The sequence below is a fragment of the Marinovum sedimenti genome, assembly GCF_054052205.1.
In genome coordinates this window covers 2,303,208-2,324,559 of record NZ_CM133223.1, presented here as the reverse complement: position 1 = coordinate 2,324,559, position 21,352 = coordinate 2,303,208, and the positions used below count along the sequence as shown (strand labels likewise).

Below are 21,352 nucleotides of genomic sequence, written 5' to 3'. Positions count from 1 at the left end.
GGCGCAGCAAAAGGCGGCCCTGCGGGCTCCCCCGCGGTATTTATGAACAGAAGAAGAATTAGGGTCCGGGTTAGTAGCCGCCGCGTCCGCTTGGGGAGAGCTTGACCTTGACCGGCTCGCTGGCCCAGCCATCCACGGAGCAATGCGCGCGGATATAGACCATGCGGATGCCATCGGGGATCATCACGCCGCGCAGCGAGCGGGTGAAGGGCTGTTCGGTGACATGCGGATGGGTGAGTTTGCGATAGCCGAGGCGGCGGCCATTGGCGTCGAGCACCTCCCACCCATCAGCAAAATGATCCCAGCCGGTGTCGGGGTGGCGCACCGTGACCTCGAAGTGCCAGCCCATATCAGGCTTGGTCACATCGACCGACACGATCTCAGGATTGCCCGCGAGCGCCGGGAGCGGCAGCAGCAACATAAGGGCGGCAAGGGGCGCGCGGATCATGAGGACTCCGGGTTCTGCGGCGGGCTGCCTTCGTCGACGAGCAGGGCCGCGCGCGATTGCGAAGCGAACTCGCGCCGGTAGACCACGGCAAGGGTGAAAAGCACCGCCAGTATGAGTGGAACAGCCCCCAAAAGCCATGCTGTCGCGGCCATCGCGAAGTAAATTGATCGTAATCCTCTGTTATAACTCCGTGCGGCTGTGATGTTGAGTTCGGCCGCTTTCGTTGCGCGCGGGTGCGCGGCGGGATCGATTGGGTCGTTGGGCACGGCGGCCATCAGCACGGCGCAATAGCCAAACAGCCGGTGTGACCAGACGAATTTGAGGAAACCGTTCACCGCCAGCAGGATCACGGTCAGCAACTTCAGCTCCCAGACGATGATTGGCGCGTTGCCGAGCGTCAGGTCTTGGGCCAATCCCGCCACCCGTTCGGCATTGCCGATCAACGCCAACGCGCCGCCGATGGCAATCATGCAGGCCGAGGCGAAAAACGCGGTGCCTTGGCGCAGGATGCCGAGGATCTGACTGTCGAAGATGCGGTTTTCGCGGGTGATCATCTGCTCCATCCACGCCCGGCGATAATTTGCGGTGAGCGCCGAGACAGACTGGCGGCCGCCGTCGTGTTCGATCAGGATGCCAATCAGATACCAGCCGAGAAACAACAGGGCGACGGCGGTAAAATCCCACGCGGTGAAGAGGCTAAGGCGGTCTGTCCATGTCATCCCCGCACCGTAGCGACGGGTTTGAGCGAGCGAAAGAGGGCCTTGGCGGGTGGGGAACTTTGGTGCGGCTTTAGGTCCGACTTGCAATATTTCAAAATTGGTTATATTTTCTTACCAATCCTAGGAGGACGCGCGATGGAGATGCCAAAACCAATGCCGGAACGGCTTGCTCGCAAGGGTGAATTGGTCAAACGCCTGCAAGAACGGCTTGACCCGACGGCGGTGATTTCCGAGCTGGCCGAGCTGCGCGCCTATGAATGCGATGCGCTGTCGGCCTATCGCTGTCCGCCGATGGTGGCGGTTTTGCCGTCGAGCACCGAGGAGGTGGCCGCTGTTTTGCGCATCTGTCATGAGATGGGCGTGCCGGTGGTGCCGCGCGGTTCGGGCACATCGCTGGCCGGTGGGGCGTTGCCGACGGCGGATTCGGTGATCCTTGGGGTGGCGCGGATGAATGCGGTGCTTGACACCGATTATGCCAACCGGGTGGTGCGGGTGCAGACCGGGCGCACCAATCTGAGCGTGACGGGCGCGGTTGAGGAGGACGGGTTCTTTTATGCGCCTGACCCGTCGAGCCAGTTGGCCTGTGCGATTGCGGGCAATATCGCGATGAACTCTGGCGGGGCGCATTGTCTGAAATACGGGGTGACGACGAACAATCTGTTGGGTGTGACCATGGTGATGATGGATGGCACCGTGGTCGAGATTGGCGGCGCGTATTTGGACGCTGGCGGGCTGGACCTGTTGGGCGTGATTTGCGGCAGCGAGGGGCAATTGGGCGTGGTGACCGAGGCCACCCTGCGCATCCTGCCCAAACCCGAAGGCGCTCGGCCGGTGCTGATGGCGTTTGACAGCAATGAGGTCGCCGGGGCCTGTGTGTCGGACATCATCAAGTCGGGCATTCTGCCGGTGGCGATCGAGTTTATGGACCGGCCCTGCATTCGTGCCTGCGAGGATTTCGCCCATGCCGGTTATCCCGATTGCGAGGCGTTGCTGATTGTCGAGGTTGAAGGCTCGGAAGCGGAGATTGACGACCAATTGACGCGGATCATGGCGATTGCGCAGCGGCACAACCCGGTTGAGCTGCGCGAGGCGCGCGATGCGGATGAGGCCGGGCGGATCTGGCTGGGCCGGAAATCGGCCTTTGGCGCGATGGGGCAGATCAACGATTACATGTGTCTTGATGGCACGATCCCGGTGTCGGCGCTGCCCCTGGTGCTGCGGCGGATTGGCGAGATGAGCCGCGAATACGGGCTGGAGGTGGCCAATGTGTTTCACGCCGGCGACGGCAACATGCATCCGCTGATCCTGTATGATGCCAACAAACCGGGCGATCTGGAGCTGTGTGAAGCGTTCGGGGCCGCGGTTTTGAAGCTGTGCGTTGAAGTTGGCGGCTGTTTGACCGGCGAGCATGGTGTGGGCATCGAAAAGCGCGATTTGATGTGGGATCAATATGATAGGGCCGATCTGGAAGCGCAGATGGCGGTGAAGGATGTCTTTGATCCGTTGTGGTTGTTGAACCCGGCCAAGGTGTTTCCGCTGGATGCCTCTGAGGGGCGGCGAATGGGGTTGGCGGCGGAATAGGGGCTCTGCCCCCGCCCTATGGGCTCCCCCGAGGTATTTTTAAACAGAAGAAGAGCTGGACCATGCGACCGGAAACCGAGGCCGAATTGGCAGAAATGATTTTGGCGGCGACTGGGCCGGTGCGCGTGCGCGGTGGCGGGACGCGGGATGTGGGGCGGCCTGTGGTGGGCGACGTGTTGGAGACCGGGGGGCTGTCGGGGATATCGCTGTATGAACCCGGTGCTTTGACGATGGTGGCCGGTGCGGGCACGCCTTTGGCCGAGATCGAGGCCGCTTTGGACGCAGAAGGCCAGCGGCTGGCGTTTGAGCCGGGCGATTGGCGCGGGCTTTTGGGCACTGAGGGGGCCTCGACGATTGGCGGCGTGGTGGCGGCGAATGTCAGCGGGCCGCGGCGGGTGACGGTTGGGGCCTGCCGGGATTTCATGCTTGGGGTGCGGTTTGTTGATGGCGCTGGGCAGATCGTCAAGAATGGCGGTCGGGTGATGAAAAATGTCACCGGGTACGACCTTGTGAAGCTGTTGGCCGGGTCCTGGGGGACGTTGGGGGTGCTGAGCGAGGTGTCGTTCAAGGTGCTGCCCAAGCCCGAGGCGGTGGGCGTGCTGTTGTGCGAGGGTCTAAGCGACAAAGAGGCGATTTCGGCGCTGTCGCGGGCGCTCGGTTCGCCTTGGGAGGTCAGCGGTGCGGCGCATTTGCAACGAGGGATGGACGGTGCGCCGGTGACGATGATCCGGGTTGAGGGGCTTGACGCTTCGGTGGCCTATCGCTGTGGTCAGTTGCAGGGGCTGCTGGCTGATATTGGCGAATTTTCAGTAGAACGCGACCCCGAGCGGACGCGCGCCGGGTGGCAGTATATCCGCGATGTGGTGCCATTTCAGGGCCGCGCGGGCGATGTTTGGCGGGTGTCGGTCAAGCCCTCCGATGCGCCCGGTGTTGTGGCGCGGATTGAAGGCGCTGAGGCGATGTATGACTGGGGCGGCGGGCTGATCTGGCTGTTGCTGCCCGAGGGGCAGCAGGGCGTTGCGATCCGCGATGCGGTGGCGGCAATTGGTGGCCATGCGACGCTGTTTCGGGCCAGCGCGGCGGCGCGCGGCAAGGGGCAGGTGTTTGCATCGCAGCCCGCGCCTTTGGCAAAAATCGAGGCCGGGTTGCGGGCGAAGTTCGATCCGCGCGGCATCCTCAATCCGGGGTTGATGGGGTAAGATATGCAGACGACATTCACCGAAGACCAGCTGAAAGACCCCGGCACCAAGCGCGCCAATGAGATCTTGCGCGCCTGTGTGCATTGCGGCTTTTGCACCGCCACTTGCCCCACCTATCAGGTGTTGGGCGATGAATTGGACAGTCCGCGCGGGCGGATTTACCTCATCAAGGATATGCTTGAAAACGAGCGGGTGCCGGATGAGACCACGGTTAAGCACATCGACCGATGCCTGAGCTGCCTGGCCTGTATGACGACCTGCCCCAGCGGCGTGCATTACATGCATCTTGTTGATCATGCTCGGGATTACATCGAAAAGAACTATGACCGGCCGTGGAGTGACCGTGCCTTGCGCTGGCTCTTGGCGCGCATTCTGCCCTATCCGGGGCGGTTCCGGCTGGCACTGTTGGGCGCGAAACTGGGGCGGCCGTTTGCGCGGTTCATGCCCGACCCACGGCTGCGCGCGATGCTGGAGATGGCACCCAAGCAGATCCCGCCGGTCAGCCGCAATGATGACCCGCAAAGCTTTGCCCCCAAGGCCGCCCCCAAGATGCGGGTGGCGCTGATGACGGGCTGTGCGCAAAAGGCGCTGAACACCGATATCAACGACGCCACCATTCGGCTGCTCACCCGGCTGGGGTGTGAGGTGGTTGTGGCGCAGGGTGCGGGCTGTTGTGGCGCGCTGACCCATCACATGGGCAAAACCAGTGAGAGCCACGGCACGGCGGCGAAAAACATCCGCGCCTGGACGGCTGAGATCGACGGCAAGGGGCTGGATGCCATTGTGATCAACACCAGCGGCTGCGGCACGACGGTCAAGGATTATGGCCACATGTTCCGCAATGATGCGCTGGCCGGCGATGCCGCGCGGGTCGCGGGACTGGCGATGGATGTCAGCGAAGTTCTGATGCAGCTCGACCTGCCGGAGGGTGCCGACAAAGACGTGACCGTCGCCTATCACGCCGCCTGTTCGCTGCAACACGGGCAAAAGATCAAAACCCACCCCAAGACGCTGTTGAAACGTGCGGGATTCAAGGTGGCGGAACCGGCGGACAGCCATCTGTGCTGTGGCTCGGCGGGGACCTACAACCTTATGCAGCCTGAGATTTCCGGCCAGCTGAAGGCGCGCAAGGTCAAGACGCTGGAGGCGGTGAAGCCCGACATCATCGCGGCGGGTAATATCGGCTGCATGATGCAGATCGGCAGCGGCACCGGCGTGCCTGTGGTGCACACGGTCGAGCTTTTGGATTGGGCCACCGGGGGGCCGAAACCGCCCAAGCTCATCGAAGTTTAATTTCGAGCCTTTCGCCGCATTTTGGCCTAATCTGATCGCTATCCTCACAGGTAGAATAACGGGGGACGAAAATTGCGATTGGTTATCTTGCTGTTGGCCGGACTTGTTGCGGCCAGCACCGCCTTTGCCGAAACCCGCGCGCTGCGACAGCTGAACACCGGCGACGAAAGCCGGGGGTGGGAGGCCGTGGGCCGGATCGATTTTGGCACGTCGGGGTTCTGCACCGGGGTGCTTGTCGAGCGTGATCTGGTCCTGACGGCGGGGCATTGCTTGTTTGACAAGGCCACCGGACGGCGGTTTGACGCGCCGGAAATCCGCTTCAGCGCCGGGCTGCGCAATGGTCGCGCTTCGGCCTACCGGGCGGTGAAACATGCCGTTTTGCACCCAAGATACCGCTTCTCCCGCAAAACCGAGGCCGCGCAAGTACGCAATGACGTGGCGCTTTTGCAGCTCGCGCAGCCGATCCGCACCTCGGAAGTTCTGCCGTTTGACACCGCCAATCGGCCCAGCCCCGGCGAAAGCATCAGCGTTGTTAGCTATGCCCATGATCGCGCCGAGGCACCGTCGCTGCAAGAGGCCTGCGAGGTGATTGCCCGGCGCCGGGGTGTGTTGGTGATGTCCTGCGATGCCGATTTCGGGGCCTCCGGTGCGCCGGTGTTTTCATATGAAGGTGGCGAGCCACGGATCGTCTCGCTGATCTCGGCCAAGGCCGAGGCGGACGGTGTGCCGGTGTCGCTTGGCACCTCGCTCGAAGAGCCGCTTTCGGTGCTGAAAGTCGAGCTGCGGGCGCAATCGCCGTTCAAGCGAGTGGGGGATATGTCGCGTCCGACCGGGGCCAAGTTTATCCGACCCTAGGCCAGTGCCACCCCAAAGGATGCGGTCGAAAATTTGCCGCATCCCCCTCTTGAAGCCCGCCAGAGTGATCCCCAAATGTGCCTTGTCCGGATGCCTACACAGGGTCCGGGAGTACCTGCCTGTCCCAATCGGGAAGGCATCCACAATGGAATCGCTCACTGGAGGATACCCCATGCGTAACTTTGATTTTGCACCGCTTCACCGTGCAACTGTCGGCTTTGACCAAATTGCCGAAATGATGGACCGGGTTCTGGCCAACGATGTCTCGAACCAGACCTATCCCCCTTATAACATTGAAAAGACCGCCGAAGATGCTTATCGCATCTCAATCGCCGTTGCCGGTTTCTCGGACGAGGATCTGGGCGTCGAGGTCAAGGAAAAGGCGCTTGTCGTGACGGCCCGCAAGGCGGACACCGACACCGAAAAGGGCCGCAGCTATCTGCATCGTGGCATTGCCACCCGCGCTTTTGAACGCCGCTTCCATCTGGCCGATCATGTGCGTGTGACCGGTGCCAGCCATGAAAACGGCATGCTGCATATCGACCTTGAACGCGAGATCCCCGAAGCGCTGAAGCCGCGCCGGATTGAGATTTCGAAAGCGACCAAGGCGATCGAAAAAGACGTGGTTGACGCCAAAGCCGTCAACTAAGCCACGGCTGACTGTACGAGGGCCCTCCGGATCTCCGGGGGGCCTTTTTGATTTGCACAGCTGCGCGATTTGGCGCTTGGTGGTCTTTCTGGCAGGATGCCACAAGGAGGGACGGCCATGATGCAGCTTGACCACATTGCAATTGCTGGCGAAAGCCGCGACGCCGCCAAGGCGCATGTTGAGGGCCTGCTTGGGGCTGCGCTTCAGCCCGGCGGACAGCACGCGCATTTCGGCACTCACAATCACCTGTTGGGGCTGGACCAAGGGCTGTACCTTGAGGCGATCAGCATCGATCCCGACGCCCCTGCCCCGGCGTATCCGCGCTGGTTTGGCCTTGATCAGTTCAGCGGGCCACCCCGGCTGACAAACTGGATTTGCCAGACCTCCGATCTTGAAACGCTGGTGCGCGATCTGCCCGAAGCGGGCCGGATCATTGCGTTGGAACGCGGGGATTTGAAATGGCGGATGGCTGTGCCAGAGGATGGGCTATTGCCGTTTGACGGCTGCTTTCCGGCGCTGATCCAGTGGGATTGCGCCGATCATCCCAGCCAATTGCTCGCACCGTCCGGTTGTGCGCTTGAAACGTTGACAATCTCGCACCCCGATGTGGATCGGCTGCAACAACGGCTCGCGCCCTACCTGGATGATGCGCGGGTGCATTTCGAACCCGGCTCGCCGCATCTGAGCGCGCGGATGACTGCGCCGAGTGGCGATAAGACGCTGCGATGATCCTGCGGCCCGCTGACTCCCGCGATGCGTCCGGAATTGCCGCGCTGGTTAATCCGGTGATCCGCGACACCGCGGTCACTTTTACCACCGAGGAAAAAACCGCCAGCACTCTGGCCCGCGCGATCCGCGAAACCGGGGCGTATTTCGTTGCCTGCGATGGGCCGCGCATTGTGGGCTATGCGTGCTATTTCCCGTTCCGCAATGGCCCCGGATATCGCCACACCAAAGAGCATTCCATTGCGCTTTTGCCCCAGACACGCGGCACGGGTGTGGGCCGGGGATTGATGGCGATGCTCGAAGATCATGCGCGCGACAACGAGGTGCACGCGCTCTGGGCCGGTGTCAGCGGTGAAAACCCGGCAGGCGTGGCGTTTCACAAGGCGATTGGCTTTGCCGAGGTCGCAACATTGCCGCAGGTCGGCTATAAATTCGGGCGCTGGATGGATTTGGTGCTTTTGCAGAAATATCTCTGATTGTCACACTGACTTGTGCCGCAGCGCGGTATAGGATTGTCGCATGACGCTCTGGTCCCGCATATCCGCTGCAATCTCGGCGCTTGCCCAAGGCGAGTCGCTGAGCCAAGTCTTTGAACACCTGCGCACCCCGCCCGAGCGGAGCGTGGCCTTTACCATTGCTGTGATCGCGCTGGGGGCCAAGATGGCCAAGGCGGATGGCGTGGTGAAACGTGCCGAAGTCACCGCCTTCCGCGAGGTGTTTCAAATCGCGCCCGAGGATGAGGCCCAGGCGGCGAGGGTGTTCAACCTCGCCCGGCAGGACGTTGCCGGATACGAGGATTACGCCCGCCGCATCAGCGCGATGTTTCACGAGACCGATGCGCCGCTGTGCGAACTGCTCGAAGGGCTGTTCCACATTGCGGTCGCTGACGGCAGCTATCATCCCGCCGAAGACCAGTTCCTGCGCAATGTCTCGAAAATCTTTGGTCTGGATGAGCGGCAGTTTCTGGCGTTTCGCGCCCGGATGGTGCCGGATGCGCCGCGCGATCCCTATACCGTGCTCGGTGTCAGTCCCGATATGGATCTGGCCGAGATTCGCAAACACTGGCGTCAGGCCGTGCGCGACAGCCACCCTGATCAGATGATCGCCCGTGGCGTGCCGCAAGAGGCGATCCGGATCAGCGAAAAGCGCCTGATCGACATCAACACCGCGTGGGAAAAAATACAGGCCAGCCACAAAGAGCCGGCCTGATCGTCAGGGCAGAATGGTGATCGGCGTGCCGTCGCGCACCATCGCGTAGACATCGCGCATTTCGGAATTTGTTACCGCGATACATCCGGCGGTCCAGTCCTGCCCGCCCTTGCGATATTTGCGCGGACGGCCGTGAATAAAGATGTCGCCACCGGGGCTTACGCCCGCTTCGCGCGCGCGGCGCATGTCCTCCCGGTTGGGATAATTGATGCCGATCGACAGATAGAATTCGCTGTTGGGATTGCGCCGGTCAATCAGGTAATTGCCCTCGGGCGTGCGCCCGTCGCCCTCCTTGGCTTTGTGGCCCGCAGGTGCAAAGCCAAGCCCGACATCGTAATTTTCCAACACTTGCGTGTTGTGAAGCAGGTACATCTTGCGCTGGGTCTTATCGACGATCACCCGCGTCACCTCGGGGCCATCGTAGGACTTGAACTTGCTGCATGCCGCCGCCGATAAAGCCAGCGAAATCAAAAGGATAACTCGTAGGAACCGCATCTTCTGCCTCGTTTTATTATTGCCCTCTTATATCACGGGGGCAATTCCGGGCGAAGTCCCTATTATCGCTTCTGAGCGGCATCCAGCCGTTTTTCAATCGCCTCCAGCCGGATCAAGACTTCGTCGCGATAGGCATCGGTTGCGGCCACGTCTTCTTCGTGGTGGGCGTCTTGCATCGAGTTGACGATAAGACCAACCAAAAGGTTCACCACCGCGAAGGTTGTGACCATGATGAAGGGCACGAAAAACGCCCAGGCGTAAGGGAAAAGCTCCATCACCGGGCGCACGATGCCCATCGACCAGCTTTCCAGCGTCATCACCTGAAACAGCGAATAGGCGCTGCGGCCCAGGGTGCCGAACCACTCGGGGAAATCGGTGCCAAACAGCTTGGTCGCCATCACCGCGCCGATGTAGAAGATCAGTGCCATCAGCATGAAAACACTGGCCATTCCGGGCAGCGCGGTCAGAAAGCCTTCGACCACGCGGCGCAGGCGGGGGGCGACGGTCAACAGCCGCAGCACCCGCAAAATGCGCAGTGCGCGCAGCACCGAAAGCCCCTGTGCGGCGGGGATCAGCGAGATGCCGACAATCACGAAATCAAAGATATTCCACGGGCGGCGGAAGAAGCCCAAGCCTTGGGCAAACATCTTCAGCCCGAGTTCAGCGACAAAGATGCCAAGGCAGATCGTATCCAACGCATGGATCAGCCAACCAGCCCGCGCCATCACGGTGTCCGAGGTTTCGAGCCCCAGGATCACCGCGTTGAACAGGATCACGCCGATGATGGCGTTGCGCACCCTGTCCTGATCTAGCCATGCCGCCAGTTGTGCCCGCATTTTCCTGCCCTTCCTTGATTGGCGTCAGATATGTGCCCGGACAAACCGCGCTGCAAGCTCGATATGGCTCGACCAGCGGAATTGATCGACCACTTGCACCCAGTCGAGCCGATATCCGCCGTCGATCAGCGTGGCGGCGTCGCGGGCAAAGGTGCCGGGATTGCAGGATACAAAGCCGACAACCGGCACGGTGCTTTGGGCGACGTGGCGCACCTGATCCTCGGCCCCGGCGCGCGGGGGGTCGAGCACGAGCGCGTCAAACCGGGCCAGTTCCTGCGCCAAAAGCGGGTTGCGGTACAGGTCGCGCGCTTCGGTGGTGACTTTCTTGAGGCCTTTGGCCATGCGCCAACCTTCGTCCAGCGCCTTGAGCATATCGCGGGCATTTTCCACGGCGTGGACCTCGGCGCCCCGCGCCAAAGGCAGGCTGAAGGTGCCGCAGCCCGAAAACAGATCGGCGATCTGATCGGCACCGGCGACAGCCTCGATCATCGCCTGTGTCAGCGCATGTTGGCCGTGATCGGTGGCTTGCAGAAAGGCCCCCGGCGGCGGCACCACGCGGATGCCCTCAAAGCTTTGGCCCGGCGTGGCCTGCATCGCAATCGGCTCATCCTCCCACACCAGACGGGCCAGCCGATAGGTGCCAGCCACCTCGGCCAAGGCGATTTCAAGCGCGCGGTCAAGGCGTTTGCCGCCCCGCGCCAATACATCCAGACCCGCATCGGAGAGCGTGACCTGCACCGACAATTCCGCCTTGCGGCTGCCGCCCAGCGCCGCCAGCGCCTCGGCCATCGGGCGCGCGGCGATCAGATCGGGGTGCAGGAGCTGGCAACCGGGGATCTCGACGATGACACCGGAGGCGCGACCATGAAACCCAGCCATCGCGGCTTTCTTGGTGCGCCGGGCCGAAAAGGTCGCCCGCCTGCGGCTTTGCGCCGGCGAGGTGGCGATGGGGCGAAACGTGGTTTCGATGCCCGCCGATGTGAGGGTGTGGCGGACGATGTCCTCTTTCCACCGCGCCACAAAGGCATCCGACGCATGCATCAACTGGCACCCGCCGCAGCCTTTGAAGTGGCGGCAGGGCGCGGCAACGCGGTCTTCGGACGGGGTGACAATCCTGACGTCGGTCAGGCGGTCGCCGTCGGGCACGCCGCTCACGGTTTCACCGGGCAGGGTCAGGGGGGCATAGACAGGGCCATCGGCGATGCCGTCGCCGTGGTGGCCGAGACGTTGGATGATATATTCCATACGTCGCCAGATACCCCTGTCTGCCCCCTTGATAAACCCCGTTCTTTCCGGGCGCAGGGCTGATCTGTCGACAGATCAGTACCGATCCATTGATGGATCGGATTCGCGCCACCGGACTGTCGCGCGGCACTCTGATCCGTCAACGGATCAGCACCGATCCATCGATGGATCGGTTTGGTCAGATCTGGCCTTCGAGCCCAGCCAGAAACTGCCGGACATCGCGCGGGGATCTGAGGATATGCACCGGTATGCGCTTTTGCCCCATGCTGGCCAATGCTAGAATGCGGGCGCGATTGGTGTTTCTTGTGTTCCAGATCCACAGCCAGAACTCGCGGCTAAACCGTTCCGGGCAGTCATTCGGCAAATCCGGACGGCTCTGACCCCAAAACCGGACCGTGCGCCAAAACACCCGCCAGGCCCGCAAGGAAAACGGCAGGTCGAGCACGATCAGCAGATCCGCCCGCGCCAGACGGCTCGGCCAGGTCGCCGCCAGTCCGCCTTCGAACACCCAAGCGTCCTCTGATTCGGCGGCCCGCGCCAGGCTGATCTTGTCGACCAAGGGCCTCTCGACCCACCCCGGCATCCAGTGGATATGGTCCACATGGACAACCGGCACATCCAGCCGCGCCCCCAAGGCGCGCGCCAATGTGGACTTCCCGCTGCCGGGCTGTCCGACAATCATAATCCGCTTCATTCCGCCGCTTCGGCGATGTTAAGGAACCCGCCCGATTGCCGCTCCCAGTAGCGCGCGTAAAGCCCGCCCTGTTTCAGCAGCGCCGCGTGGCTGCCTTGTTCCACGATCCGGCCCTCGTCCAGCACCACAATCCGGTCCATCCGCGCGATCGTCGACAGCCGGTGCGCAATCGCCAGCACCGTTTTGCCCTCCATCACCCGGTCCAGCGCGTTTTGAATCGCTGCCTCAACCTCGCTATCAAGCGCACTTGTCGCCTCGTCCAGCACCAGGATCGGCGCGTCTTTCAGGATGGCGCGGGCCAAGGCGATCCGCTGCCGCTGCCCGCCCGAAAGCTTGACCCCGCGCTCGCCCAGATGCGCGTCATAGCCCTTGCGGTGTTCGTGATCCTCCAGCCCAAGGATGAACCCATGCGCCTCGGCGCGCCGGGCCGCTTCGATGATGTCGTCGTCACTGGCACCCGGCTTGCCATAGGCAATGTTGTCGCGTGCCGAGCGGTTGAACATCGCGGTTTCCTGCGTGACCATGCCAATCCGCTGGCGCAGGCTCTCCTGCGTGGCTGCGGCGATGTCCTGCCCATCAATGGTGATTTCGCCACTTTCGGGGTCGTAAAGCCGCAGGAGCAGTGCCACCAGGGTCGATTTTCCGGCCCCCGAGGCCCCGACAATGCCCAGTTTCTCGCCCGACGCGATATGCAGCCGCACCCGGTCAACGCCGCCGGTTTCGCGACCATACGCAAAGCTCACATCGCGAAATTCGATCCGCCCGTCCTGTACCTCCAGCGTGATGGCATTGGCGGCATCGGCCAGCCCATGCGGCGGCGACAGCGTGCGCATGCCATCCTCGACCTCGCCCACATTGGCATAAAGCGACATCAGCGTGAAACTGACCCAGCCGGTCATCTGCGCCAGCCGCAGGCTGACTGCGCCGGTCGCGGCAATATCGCCCGCACTGACCAAGCCGCGCGACCAATACCAAAGCGCGCCGCCCACCAGAAGCACCGGCAACACCCCGGCCAAGGCCATCAACCAGAACCGAAATGTCACCGACACGACCCCGAAATCCAGCTGCCGTTCGCGGAACCGCGCCATCGCGCCCAGCGCCGCCCGGTCTTCGTGATCGGCGTGGGCGAACAGCTTGACCGTTTTGATATTGGTCATGGTATCAACGACTTGCCCAGTCACCATTGCCCGCGCTGCCGCCCGCGCCTTGGACTTTTGGCGAATGCGCGGCATGAAATAGCGGATCATCAATAGATAGCCGACAATCCACACCAAAAGCCCCAGCGCGATCCGCCCGTCCACCGTGCCAAGCAGCAGGATCGACCCCACCACCGAGGCCAGCGCAAACAGCACCGTATGCACCACTTCGACAACAACATCGCTCAACGCGCGGGCGGTTTGCATTTCCTTCTGCGCGATCCGCCCGGCAAAATCATTGTCGAAAAAGCTCACGTCCTGCCCCAGCGTGTAGCGATGCAGCCGCGACAGCACGAGGCTCAGCAGGTTGGGCTGCACCACAATGGACTGCAGGTAGGCCGACACCATCAACACCAGCGGCCGCAGCAGCAGGAAAAACAGACCCACCGCGACCAGCATCCAGAGATTTTCGGAAAACACCTGCTCTGGCGTGCCATTCAGCGCGGCATCCACCACCAGCCCCAGCGTCATTGCCGCCAGCACCTCGAGCACGCCAGCAAAGGCCGAGGCCGCACCGGCCACCGCCACCACGCCAAGGCTGCCTTGCAAGGCCCAACGGAAAAATGCGCCAAGCTTGCGGGGCGGCGGGGTCTCTGCCTTTGCAAACGGGTCGATCCACTGCCGTCTTGTCATGCCTTTGCCTCCGCGTCGTCTTGTATCGCCAGAAATCCGCCCGATTGGCGCGCCCAGAACCCAGCATATAAGCCGCCCTGCGCCAGAAGCGCGTCATGGCTGCCTTGTTCAACAATCCGGCCCTGATCGAGCACCAGAATGCGGTCAAGCTGGGCAATCGTCGACAGCCGGTGCGCGATGGCAATCACCGTTTTGCCCGCCATCATGCCGTACAGCGTCGATTGGATCGCGGCCTCGACCTCGCTATCAAGCGCGCTTGTCGCCTCGTCCAGCAACAGGATCGGCGCGTTTTTCAGAACCACCCGCGCCAGCGTGATCCGCTGGCGTTGCCCACCCGAAAGCTTGACGCCGCGCTCACCGACATGGGCGTCATAGCCGGTGCGGCCCGCCGCATCCTGCAATTCCAGAATGAAATCATGCGCTTCGGCTTGTTTGGCGGCGGCGATCATCTCGGCCTCTGTTGCATCGGGGCGGCCATACAGAAGGTTGTCGCGGATCGAGCGGTGCAGCAGCGAGCTGTCCTGTTGCACCATGCCGATCTGGCGGCGCAGGCTGTCTTGGGTCACCTGCGCGATGTCCTGGCCGTCGATTAGGATGCGGCCCGCCTCGGGTTCGTAAAACCTGAGCAGCAGCTTGACCAAGGTCGATTTGCCCGCGCCCGACCGCCCCACCAGCCCGATCTTTTCGCCCGGCGCAATCGTCAGGCCGATCCGATCCAGCCCTCCGCGTCCGCGACCATAATGATGTGACAGCCCGTCGAGCACGATCCGGCCTTCGGTCAGCACCAAGGGCGCGGCCTTTTCAGCATCGCGCAGGTCGATGGGTTGGGCGATGGTTTCCATCCCCTCGGCCACAACGCCCAACTGGCGAAAGAACGAGGTCAGCGCCCACATGATCCAGCCGGTCATCGCATTCAACCGCAGGGTCAGCGCCGAGGCCGCCGCCACCGCGCCGACACTGGCCTGCCCCTGCATCCAAAGCGCCAGCGCCCAGCCGACAACGCCGACGATCAGGAAGCCGTTGAGGATGGTCAGCCCCAGATCCATCTTGGTAAAGATCCGCATTTCGGCCTGAAATGTCTGGCGCGAGGTTTCTATCGCGTCGCGTGCAAAATCCATTTCGCGGCCATGATGGGCGAACATCTTGACCGAATGGATGTTGGTATAGGCGTCGACCACGCGGCCTGTCACCTGACTGCGGGCGTCGCTGGCGGCCTTGGAGGCGGGGCCGACGCGGCGAATGGTCCAGCGGATCAGCAGCGCATAAAACCCCAGCCACGCCAGCAGCGGCAGCGACAGCCGCCAATCCGCCTGCGCCAAAAGAATCGTCGCGCCAATGATATAGGCCAGCGAAAAGCTTATGGCGTCGAACACCTGAAACACCGCCTCGCCCGCCGCCGGAGGGGTCTGCATGATGCGGTTGGCGATGCGCCCGGCGAAATCACTCTCGAACCAGCCAACCGACTGGCGCAGCACATGGGCATGGGCGCGAAACCGGATCAACGTGCCGAAATTTGGCAGGATCGCGTTGTTCAAAACCGCCACATCCAGCGCCTGAAGCACCGGACGGAGCACCAAGAGGAACAGCGCCAAGGCGATTAGCCAGTTGCCATGATCGGCCCAGACCTGATCTGGCGTGCCGGACAGGATATCGACAACCCAGCCCATCGCCCAGATCATCCCAATCTCGATCGACGCCACCACCACCGACAACAAGCCGGCAATCAGAAAGACGCGTTTGAACGGCTGCGAATACTGCCACAGGAACGGCCAGAGCTTTTGCGGCGGATGGTCCGAGATTTGATAGTCGCAGTAAGGATCAACGAGGTTTTCGAAATACTTGAACATGGCGGCGCTCCTGCGAGCAAAAAGGCAACTTGGGCAAATGGCGCGGCAAACCCCCGCGACGGGCCGTGGCATCAACCGAGGCCAAGGCGGGCTTTCACCATGTTGCACGCTCCTGTTGCGATGCGAAAGGCCTAGTCCGGGCGCGGTGGCTTAGGTCACACGAACAAAAGCAGTGCAAAGCTGCCCAGCGCCAGCGCCATCGCGCGGTTGAACAGCTGCCAGGCTTTTGGCGCGTGTTGCAGGAAGGACAGCAGCGACCCGGCCCATGTCCAGAACAGGCAGACCAGCAGATTGACGCTAGAGAAGGTGCCGCCCAGCCGCAGCGCCTCGCCCAAGGGGCCATAACCGCCGGGATAGGCCGAGGCCGCGGCCAGTGCCACCGCCCAGACCTTAGGGTTAACCCATTGAAACAAAACCGCTTCGATCAGGGTCATCGGGCGCGCGCCGGCTTTGGCCTCTTTCGGGCGTGCTTTCCACAACTGCGATGCCATGTAGAGGATCCACAGCGCGGCGGCGATTTTCAGCACGGTGGCCACACCCGGAACCGCAGCGATCAGCCCGCCAAGGCCAAGGCCCGTCAGTCCGGCCGTGATGCCGACCCCCAGCACCACGCCCGCGAGATGTGGCAGGGTCGGGCGCAAGCCAAAACGCGCGCCAGAGGTGGTGAGCAGGATGACGTTCGGCCCCGGCGAAAACAGGCCGAGAAACACGAAAAGGATCAGCGGATCACTCATGCGCGAGCAGATCGGCCTTTGTCAGTTTGAAGCCGGAGGTGATCCAGAGCTTTTCCAGCACCCGCAGCTTGTCGCCCAGCGCCGCGCCTTCATACTCTGGCATCAGATCGGCGGCGGCGACGGGAAAAACCGCATGCGCGCCCTCCTCCATCGCGGCAAAGGCCTTGCGGTCGATGTGTTCCTGCAGGATCGCGGCCCGCAGCGCCAAAAGCTTTTCCGACTGCTCCGCACCATGGCGATAGCCGATCTCGGCGGGCGTGGTGACAGAGCCGACCTCGCGCCGGAAAAACGCCAAATCCTTGGACTGGGCCTTGCTGAGGCGCAGCCGCGTGTCCACCTCTTCGCCGCCAATGCTGGCAAGGCGCAGAATCGGGTCGGGCGCGATCCCGGCCTCTTCCTCGACATAGACCAACGGCCCCAGAACGGTGCTGACCGCGCCGGGCAGAAGATGCGCGAGCACACCGGCCTTTTCCATCGCGGCCACGGCGCGGGTGGGGTCTGGCGCGGCCAAAAGCTTGATCATCTCGGCCCCGACGCGTTCGCGCGAGAGGCCCTCCAGCCCATCGAGATTGCCCGCAATCGCGGCCAAAGCTTCGCGGTCAAAGCCACCCTTTTCGCGGCCATACCACGCGTTAAAGCGGAAAAACCGCAGCGTGCGCAGGTAGTCTTCTTTAATGCGGGCCTCAGCATCGTCAATGAACCGCACCTTCTGGGCGCGCAGATCGTCGATGCCGCCAACCGGGTCCGTCACCTCGCCCATGGGATCGGCGTAGAGCGCGTTCATGGTGAAATCGCGGCGGTGCGCGTCTTCTTCCAGCGTGTCGGCAAAGGCCACCACGGCGCGGCGGCCATCGGTTTCGATATCGCGGCGATAGGTGGTGATCTCATGCGCGATCTTGTCGGACACCACCGTAACGGTGCCATGATCAATGCCAGTCGGGATCGCGTTAAAGCCCGCCGCCCCGGCGAGCTCCATCACCCGCTCGGGGCGGGCATCGGTGCTGATGTCGATGTCCGACACCGGCGCGCCCAACAGCGCATTGCGCACACAGCCGCCGACAAAATAGGCGCTATGCCCCGCGTTGGTCAGCATGGCGCACACCGCTTGCGTCGCCGGATTGGTCAACCAGTCGCCGTCTACCTTCATCCTGCCATCCTTTCGGCCAGGCCACGCAGAATGCGGGCCGTCGCGCCCCAGATGTAATACGGGCCGTAAGGCGCAGTGTAATAGGAACGCCGCATCCCGCGCCAGCGCCGTGATTGCACCGAAAAGCGCGCGGGATCAGTGACATGCGCCAAAGGCACGAAAAACACTTCATCGACTTCGCCAGGTTCAGGGATCGGAGTGAAATCGCCGGTGACGCGGGCAATGACCGGCGTGATCAGAAAGCTGGTGACGGTTTCATGGGTGGGCAGCGTGCCCAAAACCTCGACCTGCGCCGGGTTGAGGCCGACCTCTTCATGCGCCTCGCGCAGGGCGGCGGCGACAACATCAACGTCGCCCGGGTCTTGTTTGCCGCCGGGAAAGGCGATCTGGCCGGGGTGATGCTTGAGCGCCGAAGAGCGTTTGGTGAGGATCAGCTGCGGCCCGGTTTCGGACATGACAAAAGCCGCAAGCACGCCAGCGGGGCGCAGCTTGCGGCCTTCGGGAAGGCGAAAATCCGGGTTCAGATCGAAATCGGACGAGGCCGCGCTGTCGCGGGCCAGTGCCGCGATCAGCCCGGCCAGCGGGTCACTTGCCATCAGCCTCAAATCCCACGGTCGCAGGGTCAAGGTCGTAATGCGCGCCGCAGAACTGGCAATCGGCGGTGACACGGCCTTCGTCGGTCGTCATCGTCTTGATATCCTTGGCGGAATAGATCGACAGGCTCTGCCGCACCTTATCCTCGGAACAGCTGCACCCAAAGGCCACCGGCTGGGTGTCATAGACCCGCGGTTGTTCCTCATGAAACAGCCGCACCAAGAGGTCATTCGGCGGCACCGAGGGGCCAATCAGTTCGATCTGTTCGACCGTATCGAGCAGGATATTGGCACGGTTCCAGTTCTCGGCGGTGTCGTCATCGCCGAGCAGATCGTCAACCGTGAGCAAGCCACCCTCGCCCGATCCGCCTTCGCCGTTGGCCTCGAGCGAGGATTTCGGCATGTGTTGCAGCATGATGCCGCCCGCACGCCAATGCTCGGGATTGCCCGGCTCGGAGGATTTGCCAAAGCTGAGCGAAAACCGGGTCGGCAATTGCTCGGACTGGGCAAAATAGCTCTCGGCACAGGCGCGCAGGCTGCCACCTGACAGCGGCGTAATGCCTTGATATGGCTGCATTCCTTGGCCCTGATCGAGCAGCACAGCAAAATAGCCCTCGCCGAGTTGATCAAAGGGGTCGCCATCGGTCAACCGGTCGGGATCAAAGCTGGCATAGGCCCGAATGCGCGCCGGAGCGCCCTCTTCCGTTGGGCCGTAGTAATCGGTGGCGATCATCCGCACCGCGCCTTTGGACTGCACTTGCAACGACAATTTCCAGCGCAGCTTGACCGTTTGGCCGATCAACGCGGTCAAAAGCGCCATTTCAGCGACCAGCGCCTCGACGGCCGGCGGATAGTTGTGTTGTTTCAGGATGCCGCCCAATACACCGTCGAGCCGCGCAACGCGGCCCCGGATATCGGAGCGATCAAGCTGAAACGGCAGGACAGTATCGTCCCAGGCGATGGCATTCACAGATGTCATGAGATTTCCTTGTTGCCCGAGTTTGGCATATCGCCCCTATATAGGCATCACAGGCCAGCGTCCAAGGGGTATGACATGATCCGCCGCGTCGGAAACCCGCCCGAGATGGGCAAACCGCACCGGCTGCGCGCCGGGGCCTATGCTGTTTTGCCCATCGGCGATGACTTGCTTTTGACATTTCAGCAGGGGTCGGACGAGCCGCTGCAACTGCCCGGCGGCGGCATTGATCCCGGTGAACAGCCGCTGGCCGCGCTGCATCGTGAGGTGCTCGAAGAGACCGGTTGGACGATTGGCGCGCCCCGGCGGCTGGGGGCATGGCGGCGCTATGTGTTTATGCCGGAGTATGACATTTGGGCGGAAAAGCTCTGTACGATCTACCTCGCCCGCCCGATTCGCCGCCTTGGTCCGCCTGCTGAAACCGGCCATGCCGTGCGCTTTGTGCCGCGGGCGCAGGCGCGCGACAGTCTGTCCAATCCGGTGGATCGTGCCGCCCTGAGCTTGATCCAGTCGATGGGGTGGCTTGGCTAGAACTCGACCAGCGCGGCCGAAATATCATCCGCGAATTCGCCCCGCGCCGTGCCCTTGGATAGGGTCCAGACCATCGCTTCGAGGAAATTGCTGCCCGACAAGTGGCCCAGATCCTCCACCATCTTCACAAGCCCCGCCTCACCGATGAAATTGCCGTCGGGCCCAAGGCATTCCGTAATGCCATCGGAATACAGTAACAATCGGTCGCCTTTTCTCAGAACCGTTTGAAATTGCTCGAATTTGGCATCCTCGAGCAATCCAACCGGCAGCCCGCCTTCCCCCACCAGTTCAATCCGTCCATCGGCACGACGAACAAGCGGATGTGGATGCCCGGCCTGAGACATCCTCACCTGGCCGGAAATCAGATCAATGTCGGCCAGCAGCATGGTGAAGTAATGTTCGGTATCCCATTCCTCGAGCACAATCCTGTTGAGCGTCTCGATCACCTTGTCCGGCGGCAGCATAATATAATACCCCTCGCTGGTTTCGCGCAGGGCAAGGTTCTGATCGGGGGTCATCGACGACAGGTAGCTGGCCAGTCGGGCCGTCATCAAGGCCGAGCTGACGCCGTGGCCTGAAACGTCAATCGCATAGACCCCGAGGCGGGACTTTCCGACCGGGAAAAAGCCGACCAGGTCGCCGCCGACATGGCCAGATTGCTGCAAAAGCAGCGAAAGATCGGCGCGACCGAAACGGCGATGACGCTCGCGCACCAGCGATTGCTGAAGTTTTCTGGCTTCGATCAAGTCATTGTCGAGCGCGTCGTACAGGCCTTGTAACTCATCCAGAGTCCCGGAAATCACTCGGTTCTGGTCGCTCAACTGTTGCTGCATACGGATGATCCGTTCGCCCGCGGTGATCCGCGCGCGCAGTTCGTCTGAATGAACCGGTTTGGTCAGAAAATCGTCGGCACCATTGTCCAGCCCGCGGGCCACCGCACATTTGTCACTTTTCGACGTCAGCAGGATAAAATAGCCGTAGGTTTCACGCTCCATCGCCCTGAATTTCTTGCAGAATTCCAGCCCGTCCATTTCCGGCATCATCCAGTCCGACAACACCAAATCAGGTGGTCGCGCTTCGCAAATCGCAAGCGCATCCTGTCCGCTCGCGGCTTCGATCACCTCGTGCCCCTGCCGTGACAACGTGATCGAAAGCCGCCTTCGCTGCGGCGCGCTGTCATCAACAACCAAGATACGCAGCCGTGATGCCCCGCCGCTGGCCTCGGGCCGAGCACCGGTCTGCGCCGCCAGATCCATCACACACGTCCACCCTCATGCTGCCCCACGACGTCAGTTTGCCGCCTAGATATTAAGGCAGGGTAAACGCGCGGATTTATCGAGAATTGGAGGGGTTTCGCTAACGTATTTTTCACCGGTCCCACATATTTTACTGCTCAAGATATCAGGAGGGCGTTCGTTATGATTGATTGGTCACGGATTTTGGAACTGCGCGATGACGTGGGTGACAGTGAATTCGATGAGATCGTAGTGTTGTTTCTGGAGGAGGTTGAAACCACGATTGGCGCGCTCGGGCCCGACAGGCCGGACTTGAGCTCGCAGTTGCACTTTCTCAAAGGCGGCGCGCTGAATTTGGGATTCGAAGCGCTGGCCGCGAGATGTCAGATTGGGGAGGCTGCGGCCGACGCGGGCTATCATGCGCGCGTTGATCTTGGCCGTATCCGCGCCATATATGAGGCGTCTCGCGCGGAACTGACCGCCGGGCTGGAAGCCCGACTGGCCAATTAAA

23 protein-coding genes are annotated in these 21,352 nt (G+C 62.2%); 10 read left to right on the top strand and 13 right to left on the bottom strand.

Annotation, left to right across the window (positions count from 1 at the left end):
- Window positions 1–70: 70 nt before the first annotated feature.
- Both ACW9UO_RS11205 and ACW9UO_RS11200 read right to left on the bottom strand, forming a co-directional pair.
- Entirely contained in the window at window positions 71–448 is a 378-nt protein-coding gene (locus ACW9UO_RS11205) for a hypothetical protein (protein WP_457085889.1), read from the bottom strand.
- A complete protein-coding gene (locus ACW9UO_RS11200) occupies window positions 445–1,167 on the bottom strand; it encodes a DUF599 domain-containing protein (RefSeq protein WP_457085888.1) in 723 nt (240 codons plus the stop codon). The genes ACW9UO_RS11205 and ACW9UO_RS11200 overlap by 4 nt, the downstream gene beginning before the upstream one ends.
- Window positions 1,168–1,302: 135 nt before the next feature.
- Between ACW9UO_RS11200 and ACW9UO_RS11195 the strand changes: the two genes are divergently transcribed.
- The 8 genes from ACW9UO_RS11195 to ACW9UO_RS11160 all read left to right on the top strand — a co-directional run bounded on the left by ACW9UO_RS11195 (window position 1,303) and on the right by ACW9UO_RS11160 (window position 8,679).
- Complete coding sequence (locus ACW9UO_RS11195) at window positions 1,303–2,748, top strand: FAD-linked oxidase C-terminal domain-containing protein (RefSeq protein ID WP_457085887.1); 1,446 nt, start codon at window positions 1,303–1,305, stop codon at window positions 2,746–2,748.
- Window positions 2,749–2,810: 62 nt separating this feature from the next.
- Complete coding sequence (glcE, locus tag ACW9UO_RS11190; RefSeq protein WP_457085886.1) at window positions 2,811–3,947, top strand: glycolate oxidase subunit GlcE; 1,137 nt, start codon at window positions 2,811–2,813, stop codon at window positions 3,945–3,947.
- Window positions 3,948–3,950: 3 nt separating this feature from the next.
- On the top strand, window positions 3,951–5,240 hold the full coding sequence (gene glcF, locus ACW9UO_RS11185; protein ID WP_457085885.1) for a glycolate oxidase subunit GlcF: 1,290 nt from the start codon (window positions 3,951–3,953) through the stop codon (window positions 5,238–5,240).
- A gap of 72 nt (window positions 5,241–5,312) precedes the next feature.
- A complete protein-coding gene (locus ACW9UO_RS11180; protein ID WP_457085884.1) occupies window positions 5,313–6,095 on the top strand; it encodes a trypsin-like serine peptidase in 783 nt (260 codons plus the stop codon).
- A gap of 172 nt (window positions 6,096–6,267) precedes the next feature.
- Window positions 6,268–6,744, top strand: coding sequence for an Hsp20 family protein (locus ACW9UO_RS11175; RefSeq protein WP_457085883.1), 477 nt, complete (start codon window positions 6,268–6,270; stop codon window positions 6,742–6,744).
- 117 nt (window positions 6,745–6,861) lie between these two features.
- Window positions 6,862–7,473: a VOC family protein gene (locus tag ACW9UO_RS11170; RefSeq protein ID WP_457085882.1), complete on the top strand. Its 612-nt coding sequence runs from the start codon at window positions 6,862–6,864 to the stop codon at window positions 7,471–7,473.
- Window positions 7,470–7,946, top strand: coding sequence for a GNAT family N-acetyltransferase (locus ACW9UO_RS11165; protein WP_457085881.1), 477 nt, complete (start codon window positions 7,470–7,472; stop codon window positions 7,944–7,946). Before ACW9UO_RS11170 ends, ACW9UO_RS11165 begins: the two co-directional genes overlap by 4 nt.
- Before the next feature lie 43 nt (window positions 7,947–7,989).
- The gene (locus ACW9UO_RS11160) at window positions 7,990–8,679 is read left to right on the top strand and encodes a TerB family tellurite resistance protein (RefSeq protein WP_457085880.1); all 690 of its coding nucleotides are present in this window, start codon (window positions 7,990–7,992) and stop codon (window positions 8,677–8,679) included.
- 3 nt (window positions 8,680–8,682) lie between these two features.
- Here ACW9UO_RS11160 and ACW9UO_RS11155 read toward each other — a convergent pair whose 3' ends face one another.
- The 10 genes from ACW9UO_RS11155 to hslO all read right to left on the bottom strand — a co-directional run bounded on the left by ACW9UO_RS11155 (window position 8,683) and on the right by hslO (window position 19,078).
- Entirely contained in the window at window positions 8,683–9,174 is a 492-nt protein-coding gene (locus ACW9UO_RS11155) for a L,D-transpeptidase family protein (protein ID WP_457085879.1), read from the bottom strand.
- A gap of 62 nt (window positions 9,175–9,236) precedes the next feature.
- Window positions 9,237–10,010 (bottom strand): ion transporter, encoded by a 774-nt coding sequence (locus ACW9UO_RS11150; protein WP_457085878.1) that lies wholly within the window; start codon window positions 10,008–10,010, stop codon window positions 9,237–9,239.
- A 24-nt stretch (window positions 10,011–10,034) separates the two neighbouring features.
- A complete protein-coding gene (locus ACW9UO_RS11145) occupies window positions 10,035–11,255 on the bottom strand; it encodes a class I SAM-dependent RNA methyltransferase (protein ID WP_457085877.1) in 1,221 nt (406 codons plus the stop codon).
- Window positions 11,256–11,433: 178 nt separating this feature from the next.
- Window positions 11,434–11,949: an AAA family ATPase gene (locus tag ACW9UO_RS11140; RefSeq protein WP_457085876.1), complete on the bottom strand. Its 516-nt coding sequence runs from the start codon at window positions 11,947–11,949 to the stop codon at window positions 11,434–11,436.
- Complete coding sequence (locus ACW9UO_RS11135) at window positions 11,946–13,778, bottom strand: ABC transporter ATP-binding protein (protein WP_457085875.1); 1,833 nt, start codon at window positions 13,776–13,778, stop codon at window positions 11,946–11,948. Before ACW9UO_RS11135 ends, ACW9UO_RS11140 begins: the two co-directional genes overlap by 4 nt.
- Window positions 13,775–15,625: an ABC transporter ATP-binding protein gene (locus ACW9UO_RS11130; protein WP_457085874.1), complete on the bottom strand. Its 1,851-nt coding sequence runs from the start codon at window positions 15,623–15,625 to the stop codon at window positions 13,775–13,777. The genes ACW9UO_RS11135 and ACW9UO_RS11130 overlap by 4 nt, the downstream gene beginning before the upstream one ends.
- A gap of 155 nt (window positions 15,626–15,780) precedes the next feature.
- Window positions 15,781–16,359, bottom strand: a complete 579-nt coding sequence (locus ACW9UO_RS11125; protein ID WP_457085873.1) for a LysE family translocator — start codon at window positions 16,357–16,359, stop codon at window positions 15,781–15,783.
- On the bottom strand, window positions 16,352–17,506 hold the full coding sequence (locus ACW9UO_RS11120) for a CCA tRNA nucleotidyltransferase (protein ID WP_457085872.1): 1,155 nt from the start codon (window positions 17,504–17,506) through the stop codon (window positions 16,352–16,354). The genes ACW9UO_RS11125 and ACW9UO_RS11120 overlap by 8 nt, the downstream gene beginning before the upstream one ends.
- Window positions 17,503–18,102 carry a CoA pyrophosphatase gene (locus ACW9UO_RS11115; protein ID WP_457085871.1) on the bottom strand — a complete coding sequence of 200 codons (600 nt, stop codon included), beginning with the start codon at window positions 18,100–18,102 and terminating at the stop codon, window positions 17,503–17,505. The genes ACW9UO_RS11120 and ACW9UO_RS11115 overlap by 4 nt, the downstream gene beginning before the upstream one ends.
- A complete protein-coding gene (gene hslO / locus ACW9UO_RS11110) occupies window positions 18,092–19,078 on the bottom strand; it encodes an Hsp33 family molecular chaperone HslO (RefSeq protein WP_457085870.1) in 987 nt (328 codons plus the stop codon). Before hslO ends, ACW9UO_RS11115 begins: the two co-directional genes overlap by 11 nt.
- A gap of 75 nt (window positions 19,079–19,153) precedes the next feature.
- Here hslO and ACW9UO_RS11105 point away from each other — a divergent pair, with 75 nt between their 5' ends.
- Entirely contained in the window at window positions 19,154–19,606 is a 453-nt protein-coding gene (locus tag ACW9UO_RS11105) for an NUDIX domain-containing protein (protein ID WP_457085869.1), read from the top strand.
- On the opposite strand, the gene ACW9UO_RS11100 is transcribed toward ACW9UO_RS11105, so the two are convergent.
- Entirely contained in the window at window positions 19,603–20,862 is a 1,260-nt protein-coding gene (locus ACW9UO_RS11100; RefSeq protein ID WP_457088640.1) for a PP2C family protein-serine/threonine phosphatase, read from the bottom strand. The two genes, ACW9UO_RS11105 and ACW9UO_RS11100, sit on opposite strands and share 4 nt — an antisense overlap.
- Before the next feature lie 162 nt (window positions 20,863–21,024).
- Here ACW9UO_RS11100 and ACW9UO_RS11095 point away from each other — a divergent pair, with 162 nt between their 5' ends.
- Window positions 21,025–21,351, top strand: coding sequence for an Hpt domain-containing protein (locus ACW9UO_RS11095; protein WP_457085868.1), 327 nt, complete (start codon window positions 21,025–21,027; stop codon window positions 21,349–21,351).
- Window position 21,352: the final 1 nt, after the last annotated feature.

Excerpts from the sequence above, each read along its gene's own strand:
- ACW9UO_RS11115 (WP_457085871.1), bottom strand. The coding sequence starts at position 18,102 with ATGGCAAGTGACCCGCTGGCCGGGCTGATCGCGGCACTGGCCCGCGAC.
- ACW9UO_RS11195 (WP_457085887.1), top strand. The coding sequence starts at position 1,303 with ATGGAGATGCCAAAACCAATGCCGGAACGGCTTGCTCGCAAGGGTGAA.
- ACW9UO_RS11135 (WP_457085875.1), bottom strand. The coding sequence starts at position 13,778 with ATGACAAGACGGCAGTGGATCGACCCGTTTGCAAAGGCAGAGACCCCG.
- ACW9UO_RS11170 (WP_457085882.1), top strand. The coding sequence starts at position 6,862 with ATGATGCAGCTTGACCACATTGCAATTGCTGGCGAAAGCCGCGACGCC.
- ACW9UO_RS11200 (WP_457085888.1), bottom strand. The coding sequence starts at position 1,167 with ATGACATGGACAGACCGCCTTAGCCTCTTCACCGCGTGGGATTTTACC.
- glcF (WP_457085885.1), top strand. The coding sequence starts at position 3,951 with ATGCAGACGACATTCACCGAAGACCAGCTGAAAGACCCCGGCACCAAG.
- ACW9UO_RS11150 (WP_457085878.1), bottom strand. The coding sequence starts at position 10,010 with ATGCGGGCACAACTGGCGGCATGGCTAGATCAGGACAGGGTGCGCAAC.
- ACW9UO_RS11120 (WP_457085872.1), bottom strand. The coding sequence starts at position 17,506 with ATGAAGGTAGACGGCGACTGGTTGACCAATCCGGCGACGCAAGCGGTG.
- ACW9UO_RS11175 (WP_457085883.1), top strand. The coding sequence starts at position 6,268 with ATGCGTAACTTTGATTTTGCACCGCTTCACCGTGCAACTGTCGGCTTT.
- ACW9UO_RS11105 (WP_457085869.1), top strand. The coding sequence starts at position 19,154 with ATGATCCGCCGCGTCGGAAACCCGCCCGAGATGGGCAAACCGCACCGG.
- ACW9UO_RS11145 (WP_457085877.1), bottom strand. The coding sequence starts at position 11,255 with ATGGAATATATCATCCAACGTCTCGGCCACCACGGCGACGGCATCGCC.
- ACW9UO_RS11140 (WP_457085876.1), bottom strand. The coding sequence starts at position 11,949 with ATGAAGCGGATTATGATTGTCGGACAGCCCGGCAGCGGGAAGTCCACA.
- ACW9UO_RS11125 (WP_457085873.1), bottom strand. The coding sequence starts at position 16,359 with ATGAGTGATCCGCTGATCCTTTTCGTGTTTCTCGGCCTGTTTTCGCCG.
- glcE (WP_457085886.1), top strand. The coding sequence starts at position 2,811 with ATGCGACCGGAAACCGAGGCCGAATTGGCAGAAATGATTTTGGCGGCG.
- ACW9UO_RS11205 (WP_457085889.1), bottom strand. The coding sequence starts at position 448 with ATGATCCGCGCGCCCCTTGCCGCCCTTATGTTGCTGCTGCCGCTCCCG.
- ACW9UO_RS11160 (WP_457085880.1), top strand. The coding sequence starts at position 7,990 with ATGACGCTCTGGTCCCGCATATCCGCTGCAATCTCGGCGCTTGCCCAA.
- ACW9UO_RS11100 (WP_457088640.1), bottom strand. The coding sequence starts at position 20,862 with ATGGATCTGGCGGCGCAGACCGGTGCTCGGCCCGAGGCCAGCGGCGGG.
- ACW9UO_RS11130 (WP_457085874.1), bottom strand. The coding sequence starts at position 15,625 with ATGTTCAAGTATTTCGAAAACCTCGTTGATCCTTACTGCGACTATCAA.
- ACW9UO_RS11095 (WP_457085868.1), top strand. The coding sequence starts at position 21,025 with ATGATTGATTGGTCACGGATTTTGGAACTGCGCGATGACGTGGGTGAC.
- hslO (WP_457085870.1), bottom strand. The coding sequence starts at position 19,078 with ATGACATCTGTGAATGCCATCGCCTGGGACGATACTGTCCTGCCGTTT.
- ACW9UO_RS11165 (WP_457085881.1), top strand. The coding sequence starts at position 7,470 with ATGATCCTGCGGCCCGCTGACTCCCGCGATGCGTCCGGAATTGCCGCG.
- ACW9UO_RS11155 (WP_457085879.1), bottom strand. The coding sequence starts at position 9,174 with ATGCGGTTCCTACGAGTTATCCTTTTGATTTCGCTGGCTTTATCGGCG.